20 protein-coding genes are annotated in these 20,111 nt (G+C 69.0%); 6 read left to right on the top strand and 14 right to left on the bottom strand.

What is annotated here, in order from left to right; genetic code table 11:
* Positions 1-9: 9 nt before the first annotated feature.
* Positions 10-447, top strand: a complete 438-nt coding sequence (locus tag IG99_RS09485; protein WP_037671842.1) for a nitroreductase family deazaflavin-dependent oxidoreductase — start codon at positions 10-12, stop codon at positions 445-447.
* Here the strand turns inward: IG99_RS09485 and IG99_RS09480 are convergent.
* From IG99_RS09480 to IG99_RS09470, 3 genes are all read right to left on the bottom strand, one after another.
* Complete coding sequence (locus IG99_RS09480) at positions 428-1,327, bottom strand: SDR family oxidoreductase (protein ID WP_051865075.1); 900 nt, start codon at positions 1,325-1,327, stop codon at positions 428-430. The two genes, IG99_RS09485 and IG99_RS09480, sit on opposite strands and share 20 nt — an antisense overlap.
* Positions 1,328-1,393: 66 nt before the next feature.
* Positions 1,394-2,659, bottom strand: coding sequence for an activator-dependent family glycosyltransferase (locus IG99_RS09475; RefSeq protein WP_037671841.1), 1,266 nt, complete (start codon positions 2,657-2,659; stop codon positions 1,394-1,396).
* Between the two features lie 35 nt (positions 2,660-2,694).
* Positions 2,695-3,957 carry a cytochrome P450 family protein gene (locus IG99_RS09470; RefSeq protein ID WP_158973164.1) on the bottom strand — a complete coding sequence of 421 codons (1,263 nt, stop codon included), beginning with the start codon at positions 3,955-3,957 and terminating at the stop codon, positions 2,695-2,697.
* Between the two features lie 140 nt (positions 3,958-4,097).
* Here IG99_RS09470 and IG99_RS09465 point away from each other — a divergent pair, with 140 nt between their 5' ends.
* Entirely contained in the window at positions 4,098-4,949 is an 852-nt protein-coding gene (locus IG99_RS09465; RefSeq protein ID WP_037671839.1) for a class I SAM-dependent methyltransferase, read from the top strand.
* 15 nt (positions 4,950-4,964) lie between these two features.
* On the opposite strand, the gene IG99_RS09460 is transcribed toward IG99_RS09465, so the two are convergent.
* Together IG99_RS09460 and IG99_RS09455 are read right to left on the bottom strand one after the other, a co-directional pair.
* Positions 4,965-5,726, bottom strand: a complete 762-nt coding sequence (locus IG99_RS09460) for an SDR family NAD(P)-dependent oxidoreductase (protein WP_199815472.1) — start codon at positions 5,724-5,726, stop codon at positions 4,965-4,967.
* 61 nt (positions 5,727-5,787) lie between these two features.
* The gene (locus IG99_RS09455; protein WP_037671835.1) at positions 5,788-6,240 is read right to left on the bottom strand and encodes a nuclear transport factor 2 family protein; all 453 of its coding nucleotides are present in this window, start codon (positions 6,238-6,240) and stop codon (positions 5,788-5,790) included.
* A gap of 190 nt (positions 6,241-6,430) precedes the next feature.
* On the opposite strand from IG99_RS09455, the gene IG99_RS09450 reads away from it, so the two are divergent.
* Together IG99_RS09450 and IG99_RS09445 are read left to right on the top strand one after the other, a co-directional pair.
* Complete coding sequence (locus tag IG99_RS09450) at positions 6,431-7,216, top strand: cyclase family protein (protein WP_037671833.1); 786 nt, start codon at positions 6,431-6,433, stop codon at positions 7,214-7,216.
* The gene (locus IG99_RS09445) at positions 7,216-7,926 is read left to right on the top strand and encodes a class I SAM-dependent methyltransferase (RefSeq protein ID WP_037671832.1); all 711 of its coding nucleotides are present in this window, start codon (positions 7,216-7,218) and stop codon (positions 7,924-7,926) included. The genes IG99_RS09450 and IG99_RS09445 overlap by 1 nt, the downstream gene beginning before the upstream one ends.
* A gap of 9 nt (positions 7,927-7,935) precedes the next feature.
* Here the strand turns inward: IG99_RS09445 and rfbA are convergent, their stop codons facing one another.
* Entirely contained in the window at positions 7,936-8,820 is an 885-nt protein-coding gene (rfbA, locus tag IG99_RS09440; protein WP_063768296.1) for a glucose-1-phosphate thymidylyltransferase RfbA, read from the bottom strand.
* 164 nt (positions 8,821-8,984) lie between these two features.
* Here rfbA and IG99_RS09435 point away from each other — a divergent pair, with 164 nt between their 5' ends.
* Positions 8,985-10,094 carry a DegT/DnrJ/EryC1/StrS family aminotransferase gene (locus IG99_RS09435; RefSeq protein ID WP_037671831.1) on the top strand — a complete coding sequence of 370 codons (1,110 nt, stop codon included), beginning with the start codon at positions 8,985-8,987 and terminating at the stop codon, positions 10,092-10,094.
* Here IG99_RS09435 and IG99_RS09430 read toward each other — a convergent pair.
* The 7 genes from IG99_RS09430 to IG99_RS09400 all read right to left on the bottom strand — a co-directional run bounded on the left by IG99_RS09430 (position 10,060) and on the right by IG99_RS09400 (position 17,197).
* Positions 10,060-11,511: an NDP-hexose 2,3-dehydratase family protein gene (locus IG99_RS09430; protein WP_037671829.1), complete on the bottom strand. Its 1,452-nt coding sequence runs from the start codon at positions 11,509-11,511 to the stop codon at positions 10,060-10,062. The genes IG99_RS09435 and IG99_RS09430 overlap by 35 nt on opposite strands.
* 12 nt (positions 11,512-11,523) lie before the next feature.
* The gene (locus IG99_RS09425; protein WP_037671827.1) at positions 11,524-12,456 is read right to left on the bottom strand and encodes an NAD-dependent epimerase/dehydratase family protein; all 933 of its coding nucleotides are present in this window, start codon (positions 12,454-12,456) and stop codon (positions 11,524-11,526) included.
* Complete coding sequence (locus IG99_RS09420) at positions 12,453-13,073, bottom strand: dTDP-4-dehydrorhamnose 3,5-epimerase family protein (RefSeq protein ID WP_037671825.1); 621 nt, start codon at positions 13,071-13,073, stop codon at positions 12,453-12,455. Before IG99_RS09420 ends, IG99_RS09425 begins: the two co-directional genes overlap by 4 nt.
* A gap of 52 nt (positions 13,074-13,125) precedes the next feature.
* Complete coding sequence (locus tag IG99_RS09415; RefSeq protein ID WP_037671824.1) at positions 13,126-14,472, bottom strand: activator-dependent family glycosyltransferase; 1,347 nt, start codon at positions 14,470-14,472, stop codon at positions 13,126-13,128.
* 167 nt (positions 14,473-14,639) lie between these two features.
* Positions 14,640-15,491 carry an ABC transporter permease gene (locus tag IG99_RS09410; RefSeq protein ID WP_037671823.1) on the bottom strand — a complete coding sequence of 284 codons (852 nt, stop codon included), beginning with the start codon at positions 15,489-15,491 and terminating at the stop codon, positions 14,640-14,642.
* Positions 15,488-16,432, bottom strand: a complete 945-nt coding sequence (locus IG99_RS09405) for an ATP-binding cassette domain-containing protein (protein WP_107055864.1) — start codon at positions 16,430-16,432, stop codon at positions 15,488-15,490. Before IG99_RS09405 ends, IG99_RS09410 begins: the two co-directional genes overlap by 4 nt.
* Before the next feature lie 201 nt (positions 16,433-16,633).
* The gene (locus IG99_RS09400; protein ID WP_037671819.1) at positions 16,634-17,197 is read right to left on the bottom strand and encodes a PadR family transcriptional regulator; all 564 of its coding nucleotides are present in this window, start codon (positions 17,195-17,197) and stop codon (positions 16,634-16,636) included.
* Between the two features lie 358 nt (positions 17,198-17,555).
* On the opposite strand from IG99_RS09400, the gene IG99_RS09395 reads away from it, so the two are divergent.
* Positions 17,556-19,178: an FAD-binding oxidoreductase gene (locus IG99_RS09395; protein WP_234311784.1), complete on the top strand. Its 1,623-nt coding sequence runs from the start codon at positions 17,556-17,558 to the stop codon at positions 19,176-19,178.
* 70 nt (positions 19,179-19,248) lie between these two features.
* On the opposite strand, the gene IG99_RS09390 is transcribed toward IG99_RS09395, so the two are convergent.
* Positions 19,249-20,076: an NAD(P)H-binding protein gene (locus IG99_RS09390; RefSeq protein ID WP_037671818.1), complete on the bottom strand. Its 828-nt coding sequence runs from the start codon at positions 20,074-20,076 to the stop codon at positions 19,249-19,251.
* Positions 20,077-20,111 lie beyond the last annotated feature (35 nt).

Raw genomic sequence — 20,111 nt, 5'->3', positions numbered from 1 at the left:
AGGAGAACCATGGATGCCCAGGAAGAGATCGTGGACAGCCCGGTGGGCTGGGTGAACAAGCACATCAAGCAATACGTGGACAGTGGCGGTACCGAGGGCCACCGCTTCCAGGGGCAGCAGACGCTGCTCCTCACCGTCCGCGGGCGGAAGTCCGGTGTCCTGCGCAGAACGGCCCTGATCTATGCCCGGGACGGCGAGCGCTACGTCGTGGTCGGTTCCAACGGCGGCAAGGACGGACACCCGGCGTGGTATCTCAACGTGCTGGCGGAGCCGTCCGTGTTAGTCCAAGTGGGTACCGAGTCCTTCGCCGCCCGTGCCTGTCCGGCTGCGGCGGAGGAGCGGGAGCGCCTGTGGCAGCTCCTGGTCACCATGTTCCCGTCGTACAAGGGGATGCAGAAGAAGACCGACCGGGTACTGCCCGTGGTGGTCATCGAGCCGGCGGCGTGAACCCGGCGAAGTCTCCCGCGTGTTCGGTGAGCCATTCCTGGTAGGTGCGGGCCCGGCGGCCGAGCAGCCGCTCAGTCGCCGGGTCCGGCCCTCCAGGGTTGTCATGGAAGATCTTCATCGCCCACAGGGACACATCGATGGCGGAGTCGGACCAGCCTCGAGTGCGCCAGTACCGACGGGCCTGACCAGGCGTCAGCTCCTCGAAGGGGATCTCCCTGCCCAGCGCCGCACCGATCAGACTCAGTCGCTCGATGGCGCTGACCGGCGTCCCGGTGACCTCCACGACGGACCGGGCGTGCTCATCGGTGAGCAGTGCCGTGACGGCTACGGCCGCCAGGTCGTCCTCGTGCAGGAACGGGTAACGGGCGTGTCCGTACGGCTCGCGGATGACCTCTCCGGCGCGGATGAGTTCGGCCCACGACGACCCGGATGGCGGATAGCCACCCACCACAGTGCTGGCCATGAGGGGCGACGGGCGCAGATGTGTCCAGATGGCGCTCGATGCCTCGGCGGCGCGCTCGATGGCCAGCCAGTGCCACGTCCGTGGTGGCTGGTGGATCTCGAACTCCGGCCCGTGCGATGACAGCACCACGATCCGGCGGGCCCCACCGTGCTCGGCCAATCCGATGGCTTCCGCCGCCGTCCCCGGGGCCGCACCGGCCAGGAACAACCCGTCGATACCGGAGAAGGCGGAGGGGAATTCCCCTGGGCGGGTGACATCCCCTTCGATGAGCTCGACGCCGTCCGGCCAGCCGTCCGGATCGGCGGCGAGCACCCGTACCGGTTCGCCGGCCGCCAGCAGCCGGGCGGCCAGACAGCGGCCGGCGGGCCCGGTGGGAACGGCTCCGAGGAAGGCGACAGGAGGGACGGAAGTCACCATGATTGTCACATTCCGGAGCCTAACACGGGAGCACAACGGACCTTGACTGACCATCAACTCCCTTGATCAGCAACGGTGTTCGACCGTCAGTGCCTCCAGGGTGGGCACGATGTCGTTGGGCGCCGGGGCGGCGAGGATCTCCTCCCGCAGGTGGCCGGCGTTCACGGTGAAGGCGTCGTCCTTGAGCAGGCGCACCAGTTTGCCGCGCAGCCCTTCGGCGGTCAGTTCGGCCGACCCCAGGTGCAGTCCGGCCCCCAGCTCCTCGAGTCGCCGGGCCCGGTAGACGGCGTCCCAGATCCAGCCGAGCGCCACCTGGGGCACCCCGTGGGCGGCGGCGGTCGCCCAGGTGCCGGCACCGCCGTGGTGCACGATCGCGGTACATGTCGGCAGCAGTGCGTCGAGGGGGACGTGCTCCACGATGCGGACGTTGTCGGGGACGGTGCCCACGTTCTCCTGCTCCGTCGCGTCCAGCGTGGCGACGACCTCGACGTCCAGGTCGGCGATGGCGTCGCAGACCTCATCCACCGAAACGGCGTTGGGGAAGTCTGTCTTGCGTACGGTCAGCCCCAAGGTGACGCAGACGCGGGGCCGGCCGGGATCGTCGCGGAGCCAGTCGGGGACGACGGTGGGGATCAGTCCGTTGTAGGGGACGTACCGCATCGGGACGGTCAGCCCCGTGGGCGTCAGACGGATGCTCGGCGGCATCTGGTCGATGGACCAGTCGCCGGTCGTCATGGTCTCGTCGTAGGAGTGGCCGAAGCGGGCGAGCGTCCAGGTCAACCACTCCCGGATGGAGTCCTCATGGTGCTCCGCCGGGCCGCTCGACAACCGGTCGAAGAATACCTGTCGGGCCCTTTGGAACAGATCCGGGAAAGAGAGGATGCGGGCGTGCGCGGCGCCGGTGACACGGGCCGCGACCGCGCCCGCGAAGGTGAAGGGCTCCCAGATGACGAGGTCGGGCTGCCAGAACCGGGCGAAGTCCACGAGATCGTCGATGAGCGCGTCATCGTTCATCTGGGAGTAGAACAGCCCGGTCATGATGGTGTCGTGGCCCTTGAGGAATTCGAGATCGAGCCGTTCGTGGCGGTTCTCCAAGTAGTCCGGGTCCTGGTGGAAGGCGAAGATCCCGGCGCCCGCCCGCCGCAGCATCGCGTCGTGCGTGTGGTCCCGGCCCACGGCGACGGCGGTCAGACCGGCTCCGGTGATTCCGTCCGTCATGGCCGGATGGCTCGCCACCCGCACGTCGTGGCCCGCGTTGCGCAGGGCCCAGGCCAGGGGCACGAGGCCGCCGAAGTGGGCGTCCATGGCGAATGATGTCAGCAGTACCCGCATAGGTGTGTCCGTCCGTCCCGGTGAGTGCGAAGGATTCAGGCCGCGACCGGCATGCGGAAGGCGCGCCTGAGCACGGGAGATCGCGGGTGCCGCAGGAGGGGGCCGGTGGACCGCAGGGCGGGCAGGGCGGCGGCGACCGCCGTCAGGGCCGTGGTGGCCTGCAGCCGGGCCAACGGGGCGATCAGTCCGGTCGCCAGGTCGCCGGAGCACGCCAGAGGCTCACGGTCGGTGGCGCGGGCCGGGACGAAGCGCTCCGGCTCGTCGTACGCGGCAGGGTCGCCGCCGGCGGAGTCGAAGAAGACGACCACCTGGTCACCGGACGCGATGGTCTCGTCGCCCAGCCGGACCTCCTCGGTGGCCCAGAGGTTCTCACAGCGGACGGGCGGTGCGGCGCGGAGGGTCTCCGCCACGGCGCCCGCGGCGAGCCCTGGCTCCTCAACGAGGCGCGCCCACTCCTGCGGACGGTCCAGCAGCGCTGCGAACGCGTTGACGGCCAGGCTGACCGCCACCTCCGTGCCGGCGATCGCGACGAGCAGGCACAGTACGGCCACGTCCTGCGGCGTCGAGCCGGGCTCCCACACCAGCCGCCCGATGAGATCCTCGCCAGGAGCCGGAGACCGTTCGGCGATGAGCTTTTCGAACAGCTCGGACATGCCCTCGACCGACTCCAGCAGGAGCCTGCCGGTGGCCAGTTGCGGAGGGCAGACACGTGCGTCCAGCGCGGGCGCGGTCCCGGCGCACAGTTCGGCGAAGCGCGCGACCGCCTCGCCCCTGAGGCCGAAAAGACCGGCGGTCGAGGTGACCACAGCGGGGCGGACGACGTCACCCACCAGGTCGAAGTCACCGCTGATGCCTCGCAGCGCGGCCTCGTGGTCGCGCCGCAGGTCCGCTTCCCGGGCGCGGACGGCCTCCGCGCCCAGGGCCGGTTCCGCCAGCTCACGCAGCCGGGCGTACTCGGCGCGCGGCAGCCCGAGACCGGCCCGGCCGAGCGGCAGCAGGTCGGACAGCGTTGGAGCCGCCCATTCCTGCGCATCGTCCTCGTTCCCCACGGCCTTCGGCGGACTCGTATCCAGTCGGGGGTCACGCAGCGCGGCCTCGGCCGCGGCGTAGGTACCGGTGACCCAGGCGTCGGCGGCGCTGCGGTGCAGCGCTCCGCGCTCACGCGCCTGCCGGCCGAGTTCCCGGGGATCGGCGCTCTCCGCGCGCAGCAAGAGCGCGTACGGATCGCCGCCCGTGCCCAGGATCCACTGGAAGCCCCGCAGCGTGAGCAGGCCTCGCCCCAATTCACTGTCAGTCACATGTGTCGTCACACGCCCAGTGAAATGCCCGTCGTTCAACAGCCTCTCGAATTCGTCTGTAAGGGCCGTTCGAGTCACGGTCCATCGAAAGTCGGCGAGCGTGCGGGTGAATGGGCGAACGTCTCTCCCCAGGAGGATCAGTGGACAGCGGGGCATACAAACTGCAGGTGGCCGAGGCCTTCGACGAGGCGGCGGCCGCCTACGACCGACTGGTCGGCTTCTTCACGCCCATGGGCAGGCAGCTCGTGGAGCGGGCGGCACCGACGGCCGGTGAACGGGTGCTGGACGTCGGATGCGGCAGGGGCGCGTGCCTCTTCCCCGCCGCGGCCCGGGTCGGCGCGTCGGGGCGCGCCGTGGGTATCGACATCGCGCCGGGAATGATCGAGGAGGCGGGCAAGGAGGCGCGGCTGCTGGGACTCGACCAGGTCGAGTTGCACGTCATGGACGCCGAGCGCCCGGAGTTCGCGGACCGGACCTTCGACGTGGTGATGGGCAGCTACAGCATCATCTTTCTGCCCGATGCCCCCGCCGCGCTCGCCCGGTACGCCCGGCTGCTCGTCCCCGGCGGGCGGATGGCGTTCACCAGCCCGGTGTTCGTCGCCGGCACCTTTCCGTTCCTGCCGCCGGTGTTCACTGATCTCATTCCGATGTCGCTGCTCAGCAAGCTCCCGCAGGAGTGGCGTCCCGAACGGCTGCAGGAGCGTTTCAACAGCTGGCTCGAGGACCCGGCCGAGCTCGCGGCGACCGTGCGGGGCGCGGGCTTCACCGATGTCGAGGTCACCGATGTGCCGATCGACATGGTCGCTCCGTCGGGGGAGACCTGGGTGGAGTGGTCGCACACCCAAGGGATGCGGCTGCTGTGGCAGCACCTCCCGGCGGACGAGGCCGCGGCGCTGCGCGAGCGGCTCATCCCGGCGCTGGACGCCATGCGGACCGACGGGGGACCGCTCCGGATCCCCACGCCGGTCCGCTTCGTCACCGCCGTGCGATGACCGTCGGCAGGCTGTTCAGGTGAGGGAGAGGCCCCCGTCCACGGGTATCACCGTTCCGGTGACATAGCCCGAGGCGGGGGCCGCGAGGCGGGTGATCCACCAGGCGATCTCCTCCGGATCGCCCACCCGCCCGACCGGCGTGCGCTCACCCATCTGCGCGAGGAAGCCGTCGTAGGCCTCCCGCGTCATGCCCGAGCGCACTCCGATGCCGGTGTCGGTCACGCCGGGGGCGACGCCGACCACCCGGATGCCGCGCGGCCCCAGCTCCGCCGCCCACGTCCGGGTGAGGAAGTCCAGGGCGACCTTGCTGGCGCCGTACACGCCGTTGCCCGGCCAGGGACGCAGGCCCAGTGAGCCGGCCGTGCTGATGTTGATCACCACGCCCCGGGTCTCCTCGAGCGCGTCGAGCGCGCGTCGAGTGAGCATCAGCGGTGCCAGCAGATTGGTGGCGAACTGGGCCTCTGCCTGCGCGCGTTCGGTCTCCGCCAGCGTTCCGAACCCGGACACGGCGGCGTTGTTCACCAGCACGTCGATCCGGCCGATCTCCGACAGCGCGGTCTCGACGATGAGGTCGGCCGCGCGAGGATCGGTGACGTCGGCCTCCAGCGGGACGATGGCCGGATAGTCCTTGGCCGCCTCGACGAGCGTAGAGGCGGTACGGCCGACGATGAGGACTCTGGCGCCGTCGTCTGCGAAGGCGCGGGCGGCAGACCGGCCGATGCCGGTGCCCCCGCCGGTGATGATCACGCCGCGGGGCGCTGATGCGTCAATAGTCATGGGCGCAGGCTAGGCAGCGGCACTCGAAGGCCGGACGAATCCGCCACGGCCGTCGCGCACCTCATGGCCGGTCGTCCCGGGTGACCCGGCGCTCCTTGACGAGCAGTCGGCCGCCCTGCCGCACGAGGATGTCCTCGCACACGCACATCAGGAACAGGGCGGGCGTGCCCCCGTGCGGTGTGGCGACGATCTGTGCGTAGGACCGTACGGCCAGCGAACCGTCGGAGCACGTCCGCACAGCCAGCATGGTGAGGATGTGACGGCGCGTCTCGCCTGCCTCGGCCAGCTCCTTCACCGCCTCACGCACGCCCTGCGCCAGGGCCGCCCGGCCGCGGACCGGCTCGGGCGCGGACGGCGGTGCGAAGACACCGTCCGCCGTGAACGTCGCGGCCCACTCCTCGGCCTCGCCGCGGTCCAGGTGGTGCATGTGCTGGGCGTAGAACTGCTGGACCTCGGCGTAGAGCGCAGCGAGATCCGTCCGCTCGGCGCGCTGGGTCATGTCCTCCACCGACATGTGAACTCCCCTGTCTTCCGGACGGGCGGCGCGCATGCCGTCCGCTGCCGGTGACGATGGCCCATCGCGCTCGATTTCCGCTCAGGCGCCGTACGCGCCCGCGCCACCGTCCGCTAGCCATGCTCCAGCGCTCTGCGGGACAGGGAGGCGAGGATCTGGCGAACCGTAGGTCGACCAGGGAGGGCCCCGGATGAAGATCATCGATCTGTCGGCACCGATCGACGCGTCCGGCTGGGAGCCGGACCCCGTCGTGCACGAGGTGCTGACACCACGTGAGGGCGCTCGGCACATGAGTGCGGAGATGCGCGAGCACTTCGGGATCGAGTTCGATCCTGACGAACTGCCCGACGGAGAGTTCCTGTCGCTCGACACGCTCACCCTGACCAGCCACACCGGCACACATGTGGACGCGCCCTCCCACTACGGATCGCGCGCCCAGTACGGCGACGGAGTGCCGCGGAACATCGACGAACTCCCCCTCGAGTGGTTCTTCCAGCCCGGCGTGGTCGTCGATCTGACCGGGGCCGGGACCGGTGCGGTGGGGGTGCCGGAGCTGGCGAAGGAGTTCAGCCGGATCGGTCATGTGCCGGGACCTTTGGAGATCGTGCTGCTGAAGACCGGCGCGTCGGACCGGGCCGGGACGCCGTCCTACTTCACCGAGTTCACCGGGCTGGACGGTGCGGCCGTGCACTACCTGCTGGATCTGGGTGTCCGGGTGATCGGCACCGACGCCTTCAGCCTCGACGCGCCGTTCGGCGACATCATCGCGCGCTACCGCGCCACCGGGGACCGCTCGGTGCTCTGGCCCGCCCACTTCGCCGGCCGTCAGCGTGAGTACTGCCAGATAGAGCGCCTGGACCAGCTGGACGCGTTGCCGGACACGGGTTTCCGCGTCGCGTGCTTCCCGGTGAAGATCGCCGGCGGGGGCGCCGGCTGGACCCGCGCGGTGGCGCTGATCGAGGAGGAGCATTCCTGATGTACGGAGCGGAACTCGCCGAGGTGTACGAGCTGATCTACCGCAGCCGCGGCAAGGACTGGGCGCAGGAGGCCCGGTTCGTGACGGACTTGATCCGATCGCGCTGCCCGGACGCCGACTCACTGCTGGACGTCGCGTGCGGCACCGGAGCCCATCTGAGCGCGCTCGCCGGGATGTTCAAGGTGGCCGAGGGGCTTGAGCCGGCACCGGCGATGCGGAAGCTGGCAGCGGAGCGGCTGCCCGCCGCCGCGCTGCACGACGGGGACATGCGCCGGTTCCGACTGGGCACCCGCTACTCCGCCGTGACATGCATGTTCTGCGCGATCGCCTATCTGGGCACGGTCGAGGACCTGCGCGACGCGGTCCGCTCGATGGCCGGGCATCTCCTTCCCGGTGGCGTCCTGGTGATCGAGCCCTGGTGGTTCCCGGAGGATTTCATCGATGGCTACGTCGCCGGAGACCTGGCCACCGAGGACGGGCGAACGGTGACGCGGATCTCGCACTCGACGCTGCGGGGCAGGGCCACGCACATGGAGGTGCGCTACATGGTCGGGGACGCCATGGGCATCAGGGAGTTCACCGAGCACGATGTGCTCACGCTCTTCACCAAGGAGGAGTACCTGTCGGCGTTCGAGGACGCCGGGTGCCCGGCGGAGTTTCTCCCCGGCCCGCCGACGGGCCGGGGCATCTTCGTGGGTGTCATGTCCTGACGGTGCCGGTCAGGCCGGGAGAGCGCCCAACTCCTCCGCGATCTCCATGACATACCGGCCGTAGGCCGATGACGACATGGAGATGCCGAGCCGGTAACAGGCCTCGGCGTCGATGAAGCCCTTGCGCAGAGCGATCTCCTCCACACAGGCGATCCGGACCCCCTGTCGCTCCTCCATGGTGCGGACGTACTGACCGGCCTGGAGCAACGATTCGGGGGTCCCGGTGTCCAGCCACGCGTATCCGCGGCCCAGTTCGATCAGCCGTGCCTGGCCGAGCCTCACATAGGCCCGGTTCACATCGGTTATTTCCAGCTCGCCGCGGGCCGAAGGGCGCAGCCCGGCTGCGATGTCCACGACCGAGTTGTCGTAGAAATACAGCCCTGTGATCGCGCGATTGGAGCGCGGCCGCATGGGCTTTTCCTCGATGGCGACGAGCCGGCCGGCCGCGTCGACTTCGCCGACGCCATAGCGCTCGGGATCCTGCACCGGGTATCCGAAGACAACGCAGCCGACGAGATCCCGCGAATTCTCCGTAAGTATCTCGGAGAATCCGTGCCCGTGGAAAATGTTGTCGCCGAGCACCAGGGCCACGGAGTCGTCTCCGATGTGGTCCGCTCCGATGACGAGTGCCTCGGCGATTCCCCTCGGCTCGGACTGTTCGGCATAGGTGATGGTCAGCCCCAGCGAGGAGCCGTCGCCAAGCAGTCTGCGGAACTGCGGCAGATCGGTCGGCGTGCTGATGATCAGGATTTCCGTGATGTCGGCGAGCATGAGCACCGACAGCGGATAATAGATCATCGGCTTGTCGCCCACGGGAAGTAGCTGCTTGGAGACGGTTCGGGTAATCGGGTAAAGCCGAGTACCGGAGCCGCCCGCAAGGACAATGCCTTTCATCCGCAACCCCCAAGATACGGTGAGGTTGACGACGATAACCAGGCTGACGGTCGGGATACAACCTGGGAATCCCCGGCTTGAGGAATGTTCGAGGTGCCTGCGAGCGCACTACGCTGTGATTTTATCGCTGAACTCTGGAGCCAGGAGCAATAGGGGGTGCCCTCATGACTATTAACGTCTGGGACTATCTGCCGGAATACGAGAAGGAGAGGCAGGACATTCTCGATGCCGTGGAAACGGTCTTCAGCTCCGGCCAGCTCGTTCTCGGCGAAAGCGTGCGCTCGTTCGAGCGGGAGTTCGCAAAACGCCACGGAATCAGCCACTGTGTGGGCGTCGACAACGGCACCAACGCCGTCAAGCTGGGGTTACAGGCCCTCGGCGTCGGCCCCGGGGACGAGGTCATCACCGTCTCCAACACGGCGGCGCCGACGGTCGTCGCCATCGACTCCACCGGGGCGACCCCGGTCTTCGTCGATGTGCACGAGGACAGCTTCCTCATGAACACGGACGCCGTGGCCGACGCCATCACCCCGCGCACCAAGTGCCTGCTCCCCGTCCATCTCTACGGTCAGTGCGTCGACATGGACGCGCTGGGGGAGCTGGCACGGAGGCACGGCCTGACGGTCCTGGAGGACTGCGCACAGGCCCACGGGGCGACCCGGAACGGCCGGCCGGCCGGGACGATGGGCGATGCCGCGGCCTTCTCCTTCTACCCGACGAAGGTACTGGGCACATACGGTGACGGCGGGGCGGTCCTGACCTCCGACGAGCGCGTGAACCAGAGTCTGCGCAGGCTGCGGTACTACGGTATGGAGGAGCGTTACTACGTCGTCCAGACCCCCTGTCACAACAGCCGGCTGGACGAGGTGCACGCCGAAATCCTGCGGCGGAAGCTTCGGCGGCTCGACGCGTACGTCGCCGCGCGACGGGCCGTGGCCGACCGGTACGCCGAGGGCCTGCGCGACACCGGGCTCGTCCTGCCGCAGCCCACGACCGGCAATGATCACGTGTATTACGTGTACGTGGTGCGCCACCCGCGCCGGGACGAGATCCTCGATGCGCTCAAGGCCCAGGACATCGTGCTCAACATCAGTTACCCCTGGCCGGTGCACACGATGACCGGGTTCGCTCACCTCGGCTACGCGGAGGGGGCGCTCCCGGTCACCGAGGCGCTCGCCAAGGAGATCTTCTCCCTGCCGATGTACCCCTCGCTCCCCGTGGAGGTGCAGGAGAAGGTGATCAGCGCGCTGCGTGAGGTCCTGTCGTCCCTGTGATGCCGCCCGCCACCAGACTGTGCAGGCACGCGACCAGACTGCGTGCCTGCACATTCAGATAGTGGCTGTGACGCAGCAGTGCCGCGAGCTGATGAACGGCCATCCAACGGAAGTCCGGGTCGTCCCGGGCGACGTCCGTGTCCGTCTCCACGATCATGTACCGGTTCAGCGCGTGGAAGAAGCGGCCGCCTTCCTCGGACAGAACGCTGTCGAATCTGATCCGTTCCGGGTCTGCGCCCAGGACGTCGTCGAGGAAGCGGGGTCGGGCCCCGGCGGGCAGGACGTCGTAGTTCTCGGGCACGCACTGCACCGTGGGGCCCAGTTCGACGGCGTCCGAGAAGCCCACTTCCTCGCGGGCGCGCACCAGGACGTGCAGGACCCCGTCGAACTCGCGCACCAGGAAAGCGATCACACCGGTGCCGTACGGCTCGATCATGGGCTGGCCCCAACTCGTCACCTCCCGGCCGCCGGCGGTGACCTGCACGCCGATGACCGAGAAGAACCTGCCGCTGTCGTGGACCATGGCGTCGGCCGTGTCGTGCCACCCGGACAGCCCCCGCAGCGGTGTCCACCGGGTGCGCAGCTCGCAGCGGGTCCGGGCCTCGGTCACCCAGCTCTGGATCTCCCGTTCCGTCGACAGCGCACCCGAGTGTGCGTCGAGCGAGCGCAGCAGCGCCGCCTGGAACGAGTTCCGCCCGGCTCCGAAGCCCCGCTCCACACCGAGCCCGGCGAAGGGCAGGCAGGACAGCACCGTGCGGGCGTCCATGTTCACCAGGTCTTCCTCGGCGAGGAGGTCATGGATCTCACCCAGCGTCAGCCAGCGGAAACCGTCCCGGACCTCAATCTCCTCGTTCACCTGGACGATCATGTTCCGGTTGCGCTTGCGATAGAACCAGGAGCCCTGTTCCGACTGCCGGACATCGGCGACGACGCGCCGGGACGGGGTGCGCTGGAAGTACTCCAGGTAAGGGACAGCACGTCCTCGGTGCACTCCTGTGTAGTTGCTGCGGGTGGCCTGGACCGTCGGTGACAGCTGCAGTCCATTGCGGTTGCCCGGCTCGACCTTGGCCTGCATCAGCAGATGCGGCACCCCGTCGAAGTCTTTGATCAGGATGCCGAGGATGCCGACCTCCGGCTGATGGATGATCGGCTGGTTCCAGCACTGGTCCGGGGATTCGACGGCCAGGCCCTTCACACTGAAGAACTGCCCGCTCCGGTGCCGGAGTTCACCGGTGCCGGCGTCCCGTTTCCAGCCGTCTATCGCATGCAGTGGCATCCGTTCCACCGTGGTGTAGGCGCGGACGCGGAAGTCGGTGAACCAGGCGAGGAAGTCGGACACCTTCCCCTCACGGGCGACCGCCGACCTGGCGAGCGCCTGGGACAGCGCGTCATGGGCGCCGGTCGTAACGTCCAGCATGGGTCCTCCGTCTCAGGGGGTTGCCGCTTCCCACATCGCTCTCATCGAGTCGCGCAGGGTGATGTGGGGGCGCCAGCCCAGCAGTTGGCCGGCCAGCCGGATGTCGGCCCTGGTCCAACCCGCGCCCTTGCTCTGGACCGGCGCCTCCTTGAGGGTGAGCGCTTCGGGCGGGAAGCCGGAGGCCTCCGCGAGCAGGTCCACCAGCTCACGGATCCCGACCGCCTGCCCCCTGCCGATATTGATCACCTGGCCGGCCACGGGGGCCCCGGCGGCCAGCACCACGGCGTCGGCCAGATCGCGTACGTCGATGTAGTCGCGCCGAGCGTCGGCGACGGCGAGGGTGATCCCGGTGCTCGGGTCCGTGTCCCTCAGTCGCGCGAGCACCATGCCGAGAAAGCTCGCCTCGGTGGTGTGCGGTCCGCAGACGTTGACCGCCCGCAGCACGACACCCTCCACCCGGCCCTCGCGGTCGGCCCGGAGGATGGCCTCGCTGCCCGCCAACTTGGTCCGGGCGTACGGCGTCTCGGGCCGGGGGACCACGGCCTCGTCGATGTCCTGTCCGGGCGGGACCGCGCCGTACTCGTGAACGGAGCCGACCTGGACGATCCGCGGTGGGCGATCCATCAGACGAACCGCTTCCAGGAGGCGGTCGACCAGCCGGACATGGGAGTAGACCATCGCCTCCTCGGTCGTGTCCCAGCCTCCGGTGGCGTTCACCACCACCTCCACGCGCCGGGTGTCGAAGAGCTGCGCGATCTCGCGCACCTGCGCACCCGCCACGTCCAGCGGGACGAAGTCGGCCTCGCGCACATGTGGGGCCGGGTGCCGCGCGACGCCCAGCACGGAGTGGCCCGCCCGGGCGAAGGCCGCACTGACATGCCGGCCGACGCATCCGGTGGCGCCCAGGACGGCGACGCTCCTGCCCGGCGCCGGGCGGGCGCTCATGTGCGCACCCGGGTGTGGCCGTACAGGGCGTCCTCCAGCCGGAGACACTCCTGGTAGTCGGGCAGCATGCCGCCTGACAGGGCCTGCTCCAGCGTCGGCGCGGCCCGGTCGCGGTCGGACATCACGGGCTCGATGTCCTCGGAGATGGGCAGCCCCAGGGCCGGGTCGAGCGCGTCGAGGGCGAGTTCGTGCTCCGCGCGGTAGCGGCCGGACAGCATGTACGACACGACCGTGTCGTCCTCCAACGCGACGAAGGCATGCCCGACGCCGACGGGGAAGTACATCGACCTGAAGTTCTTCTGGTCCAGCAGGACGGAGTCCACCGCGCCGAAGGTCGGGGACCCCCGCCGGATGTCCACCACGATGTCCAGCGCCCGGCCGCGCGCGCAGTAGACGTACTTGGCGACCCCTGGCGGCGTCACGGTGAAGTGCACCCCTCGCACCACCCCCCGCTGTGACCTGCTGTGGTTGGTCTGGGCAACGGGGAACAAGGGGTGGCCGAGCGCTTCTTCGAAGGCGGCTTCCTGGAAGGGTGAGACGAACAATCCACGCCGGTCGCGGAATATCTCCGGGCTGAACTCGACCGCTCCGGCGACGGCTAGGGTGCGTGACTGCATGACAGACCTCCGAACGTCCGTGGAGATGCGCTGGTAGGGGGGCGGGCGCCGCTCAGGCGACGGGCCGGCGGTGCTCGGCAGTCAGCCGCTCCAGCACCGGGACGATGTCGTTGGGCCCGGGTGTGCCGCGCATCTCGGTGCGCAGCCGGCCGGCGTTCTCCGCGAACGACGGCTCACGCAGCAGCCGGAGAAGAAGAGAGCGCAGTTCGCCGTCGGCGAGTCGATGGACGTCGCGGACGTACAACCCGGCCCCGCGGCGCTCCAGAGCGTATGCCTTGTGGATGGTGTCCCAGACGAAGTCGGGGACGATGAGCTGCGGCACGCCGTGGGCCAGCGCCGTCTGGAATGTCCCGGACCCGCCGTGGTGGACGATGGCCGAGCAGGTGGGGAGCAGCACGTCGAGCGGGACGAAGTCCACGGCCCGGACGTTGTCGGGCAGCTTGGGCAGCGACTTGAGCTGACCGGTGTCGAGTGTGGCGACGACCTCGATATCAAGGTCTGCGACCGACTCGAGCAAGCCGACGATCGGCGCCTTGTCCACGCCCCGGACCTCGCGCTTGGCCAGGCCCAGGGTCAGGCAGACGCGGGGGCGTTCGGCCGGTTCCCGGAGCCAGTCGGGCACGGAGGCCCGGCCGTTGTACGGGATGTAGCGAACGGGTACCGAGGGCAGGTCGACGGCGAAGCGCAGGGAGGGCGGCACCGGATCCACGGTCCACTGCCCCACGACCGCGTCCTCGGTGAAGTCCAGACCGAAACGGCGGAATTCCGCGCCGAGCCACTCAGCCAGGGGATCGTCACGCAGCTCGGGAGGGCGCTCGGCCAGCAGCTGAACATGGGTGGCGCGCATCCGGCCCACCTGGTCGAGCGCGAACAGCAGCCGGGCGTGCGCGGCGCCGCTGGCCCGCGCGGCGACCGGGCCGGCGAAGGTCATGGTGTCCCAGAGCACCAAGTCGGGCTTCCACCAGCGGGCGTAGGCCACCAGATCGTCGACCATCCTCGGCGGGCAGATGTTCTGGAAGACCATCGAGGTCATGACGGTGAAGACGCCGCGCACGTACTCGTCGGTCAGCCGGTCGGGACGGATCTCGCTCATGTCCGTCCAGTACTCGAAGTCCGCCGCGCCAGGGTGCCCGCCGTCGGCGGCCTCCTCCCACGCCTCCGCCTCAGCGCCCTCGGGCGCGTGCGACGGTGTCTCGTCCTGGCGTCGGCTCTCCTGCTCGTCGAGCTCCAGCGGGTCGCCGACCGGGACCGCGGTGAGCCCGGCCTGCGTGATCGCTTCGGCAAGGTCCGGCTGGCTGGCGACACGCACCTCGTGCCCTGCCGTCCGCAAGGCCCAGGCCAGCGAGACCTGGGCGTGCATATGTGACTTCGCTGCGAAGGTGGCGAACAAGACTCGCATGCAGTGCTTCCCGTCCCGTCAAGTGCCCGATGGCCGCGGCCAGCGTCGCAGGGGGTTCTCGCACTCGGGTCGAACGCAGTTGAGGTCTGGGTTGACTGCGGCTGGAGTGCGTCGGGGGCCCGGCCACCGCTCGGCCGGGCCCCCGCGTGCCGTCCTGCCGCCCCTTGTCAGCGGGCGCCCTTGCTGCGGTACAGGTGCATGGTGAGCGGGGCGAAGATCCCGGTGATCACAGCGCACAGCAGCAGCAGTGCGGCGATCTGTCCGCCGGTGGCGTTCCCGTGGGTCAGTCCGCGGGCGGCGGTGGTGGCGACACTGATCGGGTTGACCTTGACGATCGCCTCGAGCCAGCCGGGCATCGTCTCGGGCTGGGCGAAGATGTTGCTCGTGTAGATGAGCGGGAAGAGCACCATCATGCTCGAGCTGGAGATGGTCTCCGGCCGTCCGGCCACGACGCCGAGCGCGGCGAAGATCCAGCTCACCGAGGATGCGAAGACCACCAGCACCAGGACGGCGAGGAACATGCCGAGGGCTCCGCCGTCCGGCCGGAAGCCCATGAGCAGGCCGACCGGGATGGTGATCGAGACGGCCACGAAATAGCGCGGCAAGTCCGACAGGAGATTGCCGACGACGGTGGACGGCTGCCAGAACGGCATGGCCCGGAATCGGTCGTAGATCCCCTTGGTGATGTCGACGTTCAGCATCGTCCCGGTCCACACGGTCACGATCACCACCGCCTGCACCATGATGCCCGGCAGGACGTACTGCAGATATTCACCTGTGGAGCCGGAGAAGGCTCCGCCGAAGAGGTAGGTGATCGTCACCAGGGTGATGATCGGCATGAACGAGACTTCCATCAGCGTGGCGATCGCGTAGTGGCGCATTTTCCGCATGCCTCGCCAGGCGTGGGCCAACGAGGCGCCGACGGCTCCGATGCGCGCCGGGTGCTCGCGCTGGACGAGGACCGCGGCCATCGCCTCGCTGATCCCCTCGCGCGGTGCGTGAATGGTGGAAGTGCTCATGCGACCTTCTCCCCTTCCCTGACGTCGGTGTTCTCGGAGGCGGAGTGCCCGGTCAGGGCGAGGAACACCTCGTCCAGGCTCGACTGGCCCACGGTGAAGTCGGTGACCAGCACGCCCTCGCTCGCGAGTTCGCCGAGCGCGTGTGCGGCAATGGCCGGGTCGAAGATCGGCGCGGAGAGCAGGGCGGGGTCGGAGTGCAGGCGGATGGGCACGTCCAGGACGCGGGTCAGGACGAGCTTGGCCGCGGGGCGGTCGGATGCGGAGTGCACCCGCACGCGCAGCGTGCCGGGGCCGACCGACGCCTTCAGATCGCCCGGAGTGCCCTCGGCGATGACCTTGCCGCGGTCGATCACCGCGATGCGGCCGGCGAGCTGATCCGCCTCTTCCAGGTACTGCGTGGTGAGGAGCACCGTGGAGCCGCCCTCCACCACGGCTCTGATGATCTCCCACACCTCATTGCGGCTGTGCGGATCCAGCCCGGTGGTCGGCTCGTCCAGGATCATCAGCTCCGGGCTGGCTATCAGGCTGACGGCGATGTCCAGCCTGCGCCGCATCCCGCCGGAGTAGGTCTTGACCTGACGTCCGGCGGCCTCATCGAGGCCGAACGGGCCGAGCAGCTCGGTGGCCCTGCTCCGGGCCCGTTTCCAGGTGTAGCCCATCAGACGGGCGAGGAGGGTGAGATTCTCCTGTCCCGTCAGATCCTCGTCGACGGAGGCGAACTGGCCGGTCAAACTCACTTTGGCGCGCACCGCGTCGGCCTCGCGGACGACGTCGTGGCCGAGAACGCTGGCGTGGCCCGAGTCCGGGCGCAGCAGGGTCGAAAGAATGTGGATGGTCGTGGTCTTGCCCGCCCCGTTCGGGCCGAGAATCCCGTACACCATGCCCCGGTTGACGGCCAGGTCGATCCCGTCGACCGCCTGCACTTCGCCGAACGCCTTCATGAGACCCGAGGTCTCGATCGCTAAGGACGCGCGTGTCTCCAAAGTCCCGCTCCCCTCCGTTACTCAAGTTTGGGTACCGAAGGACCATACCCCTCGTTACTCAAGTTTGGGTACCGGTGGGCCGAACACGGCGCGAGGGTCTACCGGTCAATCGTGAGTGCCGAGGCTCGAAGGGGCCGTCGAAGAGCGCTCGAGGGCCTGTCAGCCCGTGTGTTCCTCGTCGGCCAGGTGGTACTCGCCCGCTTCGAGCCGCTCGATGAGACCCCGCGTCCAGGCGATGGCGGAGTCGGCGTTGTACGCCCACAGCACCGTCAGCTCACGTAGGTGCGTGCCCGGTTCGGCACCCTTGCCCAGCAGATCGAGCCGCTCGAGCGTCTGCGCGCGCTGCTCTTCGAGGGCCGCCAGCCGCTCGTTCAGCAGCGCGACCGCCTCGTCCCGCGGGAGTTCCGGCAGCAACGCGAGTCCCGCCGCCAGCATGTCCTGCCGCTGGGCCGGCTGCCGGAGGGCGTCCCGGAGCAGAGTGCGGAACTCCTTGCGGCCTTTCTCGGTGATCTCGTAGTCCACCCGGCCCGGCCAGTCCGGGCTGGTCGTGGAATCCAGGAAACCCATCTCGGCGAGCTTCCGCAGCGCGTGGTAGAGCGAGCCCCATTTGACGTTGGCCCACTCCTCCGCACCCCAGGACACCAACTCGGAGCGAACCAGATAGCCGTGTGCCGTGCCGAAGCGCAACACCGCGCCGAGCACGAGCAATCGCGTCGCGGACATCCCCGTCGTCCTCCCATCGCTTCGTCCTGGCTGCCGAGCGGCGCCCGGGCGGGGACATCCCCCTCGCTCATACGCAGGTGACCGACTCTAGCCTCGATCTTGGCAGCCGCATCACCTGCTCCGGTACGCACGGGCTGACGAGCGCTCAGGGGAAATCGAGACCGGCTTGAGAGCCGATCGACGACGCCTCGAAGAACCCCGTAGACCCAGGTGACCAGCCTGCCACGCGGCGGCAGTCGGCGGCCGAGGGCTCTCCTCGGGGATGAGCGGGGCTAACGGTCTACGAGGGAGATCCCAAACGCGGCTCATAGTGTCCCGCCTGGAACGTCCAGATGAGCATGAGAAGGGTGTGCTGGCATTGAGCAATACATCACGTCGCGCTTTCCTGGGGGCCGGGACCGTCGTCGGCGGGGCCACCGTGGCCTTGGCGACCGGGGGGCTGGCGGAGGCGCTGGCGGCGCCGACGACGAAGAACGCAGCATGTGGCCCGGTGGCGGACGCCGTGACAGTCGGCCCTGGCGACCCCCGCTACGTGGAACTCACCACGCGCGGCGACAACGGCAGATTCATCGGCAGCCCGGACAGCGTCCACGTAGTCCACTCCACCGAGCAGATCGCCCGCGTGGTCCAGCAGGCGGTGGCGGAGAACAAGCGGGTCGCCATACGCAGCGGCGGCCACTGTTTCGAGGGTCTCGTCGACGACCCCGCGGTGAAGGTCCTCATCGACGTCTCCGAGATGAAGGGCATTTCCTACGACCGGGGCCGCCGGGCGTTCTGTGTCGAGGTGGGTGCCACCCTCGGGCAGATCTACCGGACCCTCTACTTCGACTGGGGCGTCACCCTCCCCGGCGGCCTGTGCCCGCCGATCGGAGCCGGCGGTCACATCGTGGGCGGAGGTTACGGCCCGCTCGGCCGCAAGTACGGCCTGACCATCGACTATCTCTACGCCGTCGAGGTCGTGGTGGTGACCCGCAGCGGCAAGGTGCGGAGTGTCATCGCCACACGCGAGGCGGACGACCCCAACCGCGACCTGTGGTGGGCGCACACCGGAGGCGGCGGCGGCAACTTCGGCGTCGCGACGCGCTACTGGTTCCGCGCCCCGGACGCCACCGGCAGCGACCCCACCCAGCTCCTTCCCAAGCCGCCCGGCTCGCTGCTGAAGACCCACATCGAATGGCCCTGGCGGGAGCTCGACCAGGAGTCGTTCAGCCGCCTCGTCCGCAACCACGCGCGTTTCTACGAGCGCAACAGCAATGTGGGCAACGCGTACGAGTCGATGTGGAGCCAGCTCTTCCTCAACCACAACTCGGTCCTGGACGGGCTGTTCGTCGAGTCGCAGATAGACAATGGTCTGCCGAACGCCAGGCAGCTCATCGACCGGTACATCAGCGAACTCAACGAGGGGGTGGGCTTCGCGCCGTCGGTGACGCACTCGACCGGGCCCTGGTTGAAGGTCACGCTCTCCCCGACGTACGACCACGGCATCTACACCCGCAGCAAGTCCAAGGGGGCGATGATCCGCAAGCCGTGGACCGACCGCCAGATCGGCGTGATGTACAAGCACCTCAACAACGAGGGCTACTACTACGGGCAGTACTACGTCGCGTCCTACGGCGGCAAGATCAACGACGCGGACCCCGGGGACACCGCGTACCACGCCCGCGGCTCGATCATGCGGACCTGGATGTCCACCTACTGGGCGGACAAGGCCGACGACGAGGCCCAGTTCAAGTGGGTTCGTGACTTCTACCAGGAGCTCTTCGCCGACACCGGCGGCATGCCGCTGCCGGGTGACCGCTACGAGGGCACAAGCATCAACTACGCCGACGTGGACGTCAGGGACCCGAAGTGGAACACCACGGGCAAGCCGTGGATGTACATCTACTACGGGGAGAACTACAAGCGGCTGCAGCAGGTCAAGAAGCGGTGGGACCCCACGAACTTCTTCCGGCACCAGCTGTCCATCCCGCTCCCCGACTGACGCCGGCCCGGCATGACGAAGGAGTCCCGAAGATTCTTCGGGACTCCTCTCGCATGTCCGCCGAGACGCCTCAGCGGAAGTCGGCGACGTGGTCGGCGGCCCACCGCGCCAGCGACAGCGCCGGACGGCCGATGAGGTCCGGCACGGTGGTCGCCGCGACCGGTGGCTCGTCGACCCAGCGCGCCTGGAACGCCAGGATGTAGTCGGCCACCGGAGGCGGACACCCCTGCTCGACCATCCCCTCGCGGGCCTCCTCCGGCGTGAGCTCCTCGAACGCGATGTCCTGTCCGATGCCTTCGGCGATCGCACTCACCTGCTCACGGACCGTCAGCGCCTGCGGCCCGGTGACCCTCAGCGCGGCCCCGGCGAGCCCGTCCTCCCGCAGCGCCGCCACGGCCACGGCGGCCACGTCGATCTCGTGCACGGGAAGGCCGCGGGAGGAGGCGTAGGGGGCCCGCACGACGCCTTCGGCCGCGATGGACGGAGCCCAGACATCCAGCTTGTTGAGCGCGAACTCGCCCGGGCGGACATGCGAGTAGTGCAGCCCCGACATCTCCACCGCGCGCTCGACGACGGTGTGGTGGCCGCTGTCGGTGCCGTCGGTCACCGCGTCCGACGACAGCACCACGATCCGCTGGACACCGGCCTGCTTGGCCGCGTCCACGAACTCAGCCGCTGTCTCCGGGACGGGGAAGAGATAAAGCCGCTCGATGCCCTTGAGGGCCGCCGCCCAGGTCTCGGCGCGTGTGAGGTCCCCCTCTCGCACCTCCACTCCGTCCGGCAGGTGCGCGGCCGCGGGATCGCGGGTCAGCGCGCGTACTGTCGCGCCCGCCTCGATCAGACCGTCGACCACGTGCCGACCGACATGGCCCGTGGCACCGGTCACCAGAAACGTCATCAATCCTCCTACTGGGCAACGGAATCCTGTGTGAT

This window comes from Streptomyces griseus subsp. griseus (assembly GCF_000720255.1).
GTDB classification, from domain to species: domain Bacteria; phylum Actinomycetota; class Actinomycetes; order Streptomycetales; family Streptomycetaceae; genus Streptomyces; species Streptomyces griseus_I.
Note: the sequence above shows the minus strand (reverse complement) of the source record. Positions and strands in the feature narration are given on the sequence as shown.

What these genes read in the sequence shown, in the direction of transcription:
- IG99_RS09390 (WP_037671818.1), bottom strand. Translation starts at nt 20,076, where the DNA reads ATGACGTTTCTGGTGACCGGTGCCACGGGCCATGTCGGTCGGCACGTG.
- IG99_RS09400 (WP_037671819.1), bottom strand. Translation starts at nt 17,197, where the DNA reads ATGTCCGCGACGCGATTGCTCGTGCTCGGCGCGGTGTTGCGCTTCGGC.
- IG99_RS09435 (WP_037671831.1), top strand. Translation starts at nt 8,985, where the DNA reads ATGACTATTAACGTCTGGGACTATCTGCCGGAATACGAGAAGGAGAGG.
- IG99_RS09455 (WP_037671835.1), bottom strand. Translation starts at nt 6,240, where the DNA reads ATGTCGGTGGAGGACATGACCCAGCGCGCCGAGCGGACGGATCTCGCT.
- IG99_RS09475 (WP_037671841.1), bottom strand. Translation starts at nt 2,659, where the DNA reads ATGCGGGTACTGCTGACATCATTCGCCATGGACGCCCACTTCGGCGGC.
- IG99_RS09415 (WP_037671824.1), bottom strand. Translation starts at nt 14,472, where the DNA reads ATGCGAGTCTTGTTCGCCACCTTCGCAGCGAAGTCACATATGCACGCC.
- IG99_RS09485 (WP_037671842.1), top strand. Translation starts at nt 10, where the DNA reads ATGGATGCCCAGGAAGAGATCGTGGACAGCCCGGTGGGCTGGGTGAAC.
- IG99_RS09480 (WP_051865075.1), bottom strand. Translation starts at nt 1,327, where the DNA reads ATGGTGACTTCCGTCCCTCCTGTCGCCTTCCTCGGAGCCGTTCCCACC.
- IG99_RS09460 (WP_199815472.1), bottom strand. Translation starts at nt 5,726, where the DNA reads ATGACTATTGACGCATCAGCGCCCCGCGGCGTGATCATCACCGGCGGG.
- IG99_RS09420 (WP_037671825.1), bottom strand. Translation starts at nt 13,073, where the DNA reads ATGCAGTCACGCACCCTAGCCGTCGCCGGAGCGGTCGAGTTCAGCCCG.
- IG99_RS09405 (WP_107055864.1), bottom strand. Translation starts at nt 16,432, where the DNA reads ATGAAGGCGTTCGGCGAAGTGCAGGCGGTCGACGGGATCGACCTGGCC.
- IG99_RS09430 (WP_037671829.1), bottom strand. Translation starts at nt 11,511, where the DNA reads ATGCTGGACGTTACGACCGGCGCCCATGACGCGCTGTCCCAGGCGCTC.
- rfbA (WP_063768296.1), bottom strand. Translation starts at nt 8,820, where the DNA reads ATGAAAGGCATTGTCCTTGCGGGCGGCTCCGGTACTCGGCTTTACCCG.
- IG99_RS09445 (WP_037671832.1), top strand. Translation starts at nt 7,216, where the DNA reads ATGTACGGAGCGGAACTCGCCGAGGTGTACGAGCTGATCTACCGCAGC.
- IG99_RS09410 (WP_037671823.1), bottom strand. Translation starts at nt 15,491, where the DNA reads ATGAGCACTTCCACCATTCACGCACCGCGCGAGGGGATCAGCGAGGCG.
- IG99_RS09450 (WP_037671833.1), top strand. Translation starts at nt 6,431, where the DNA reads ATGAAGATCATCGATCTGTCGGCACCGATCGACGCGTCCGGCTGGGAG.
- IG99_RS09425 (WP_037671827.1), bottom strand. Translation starts at nt 12,456, where the DNA reads ATGAGCGCCCGCCCGGCGCCGGGCAGGAGCGTCGCCGTCCTGGGCGCC.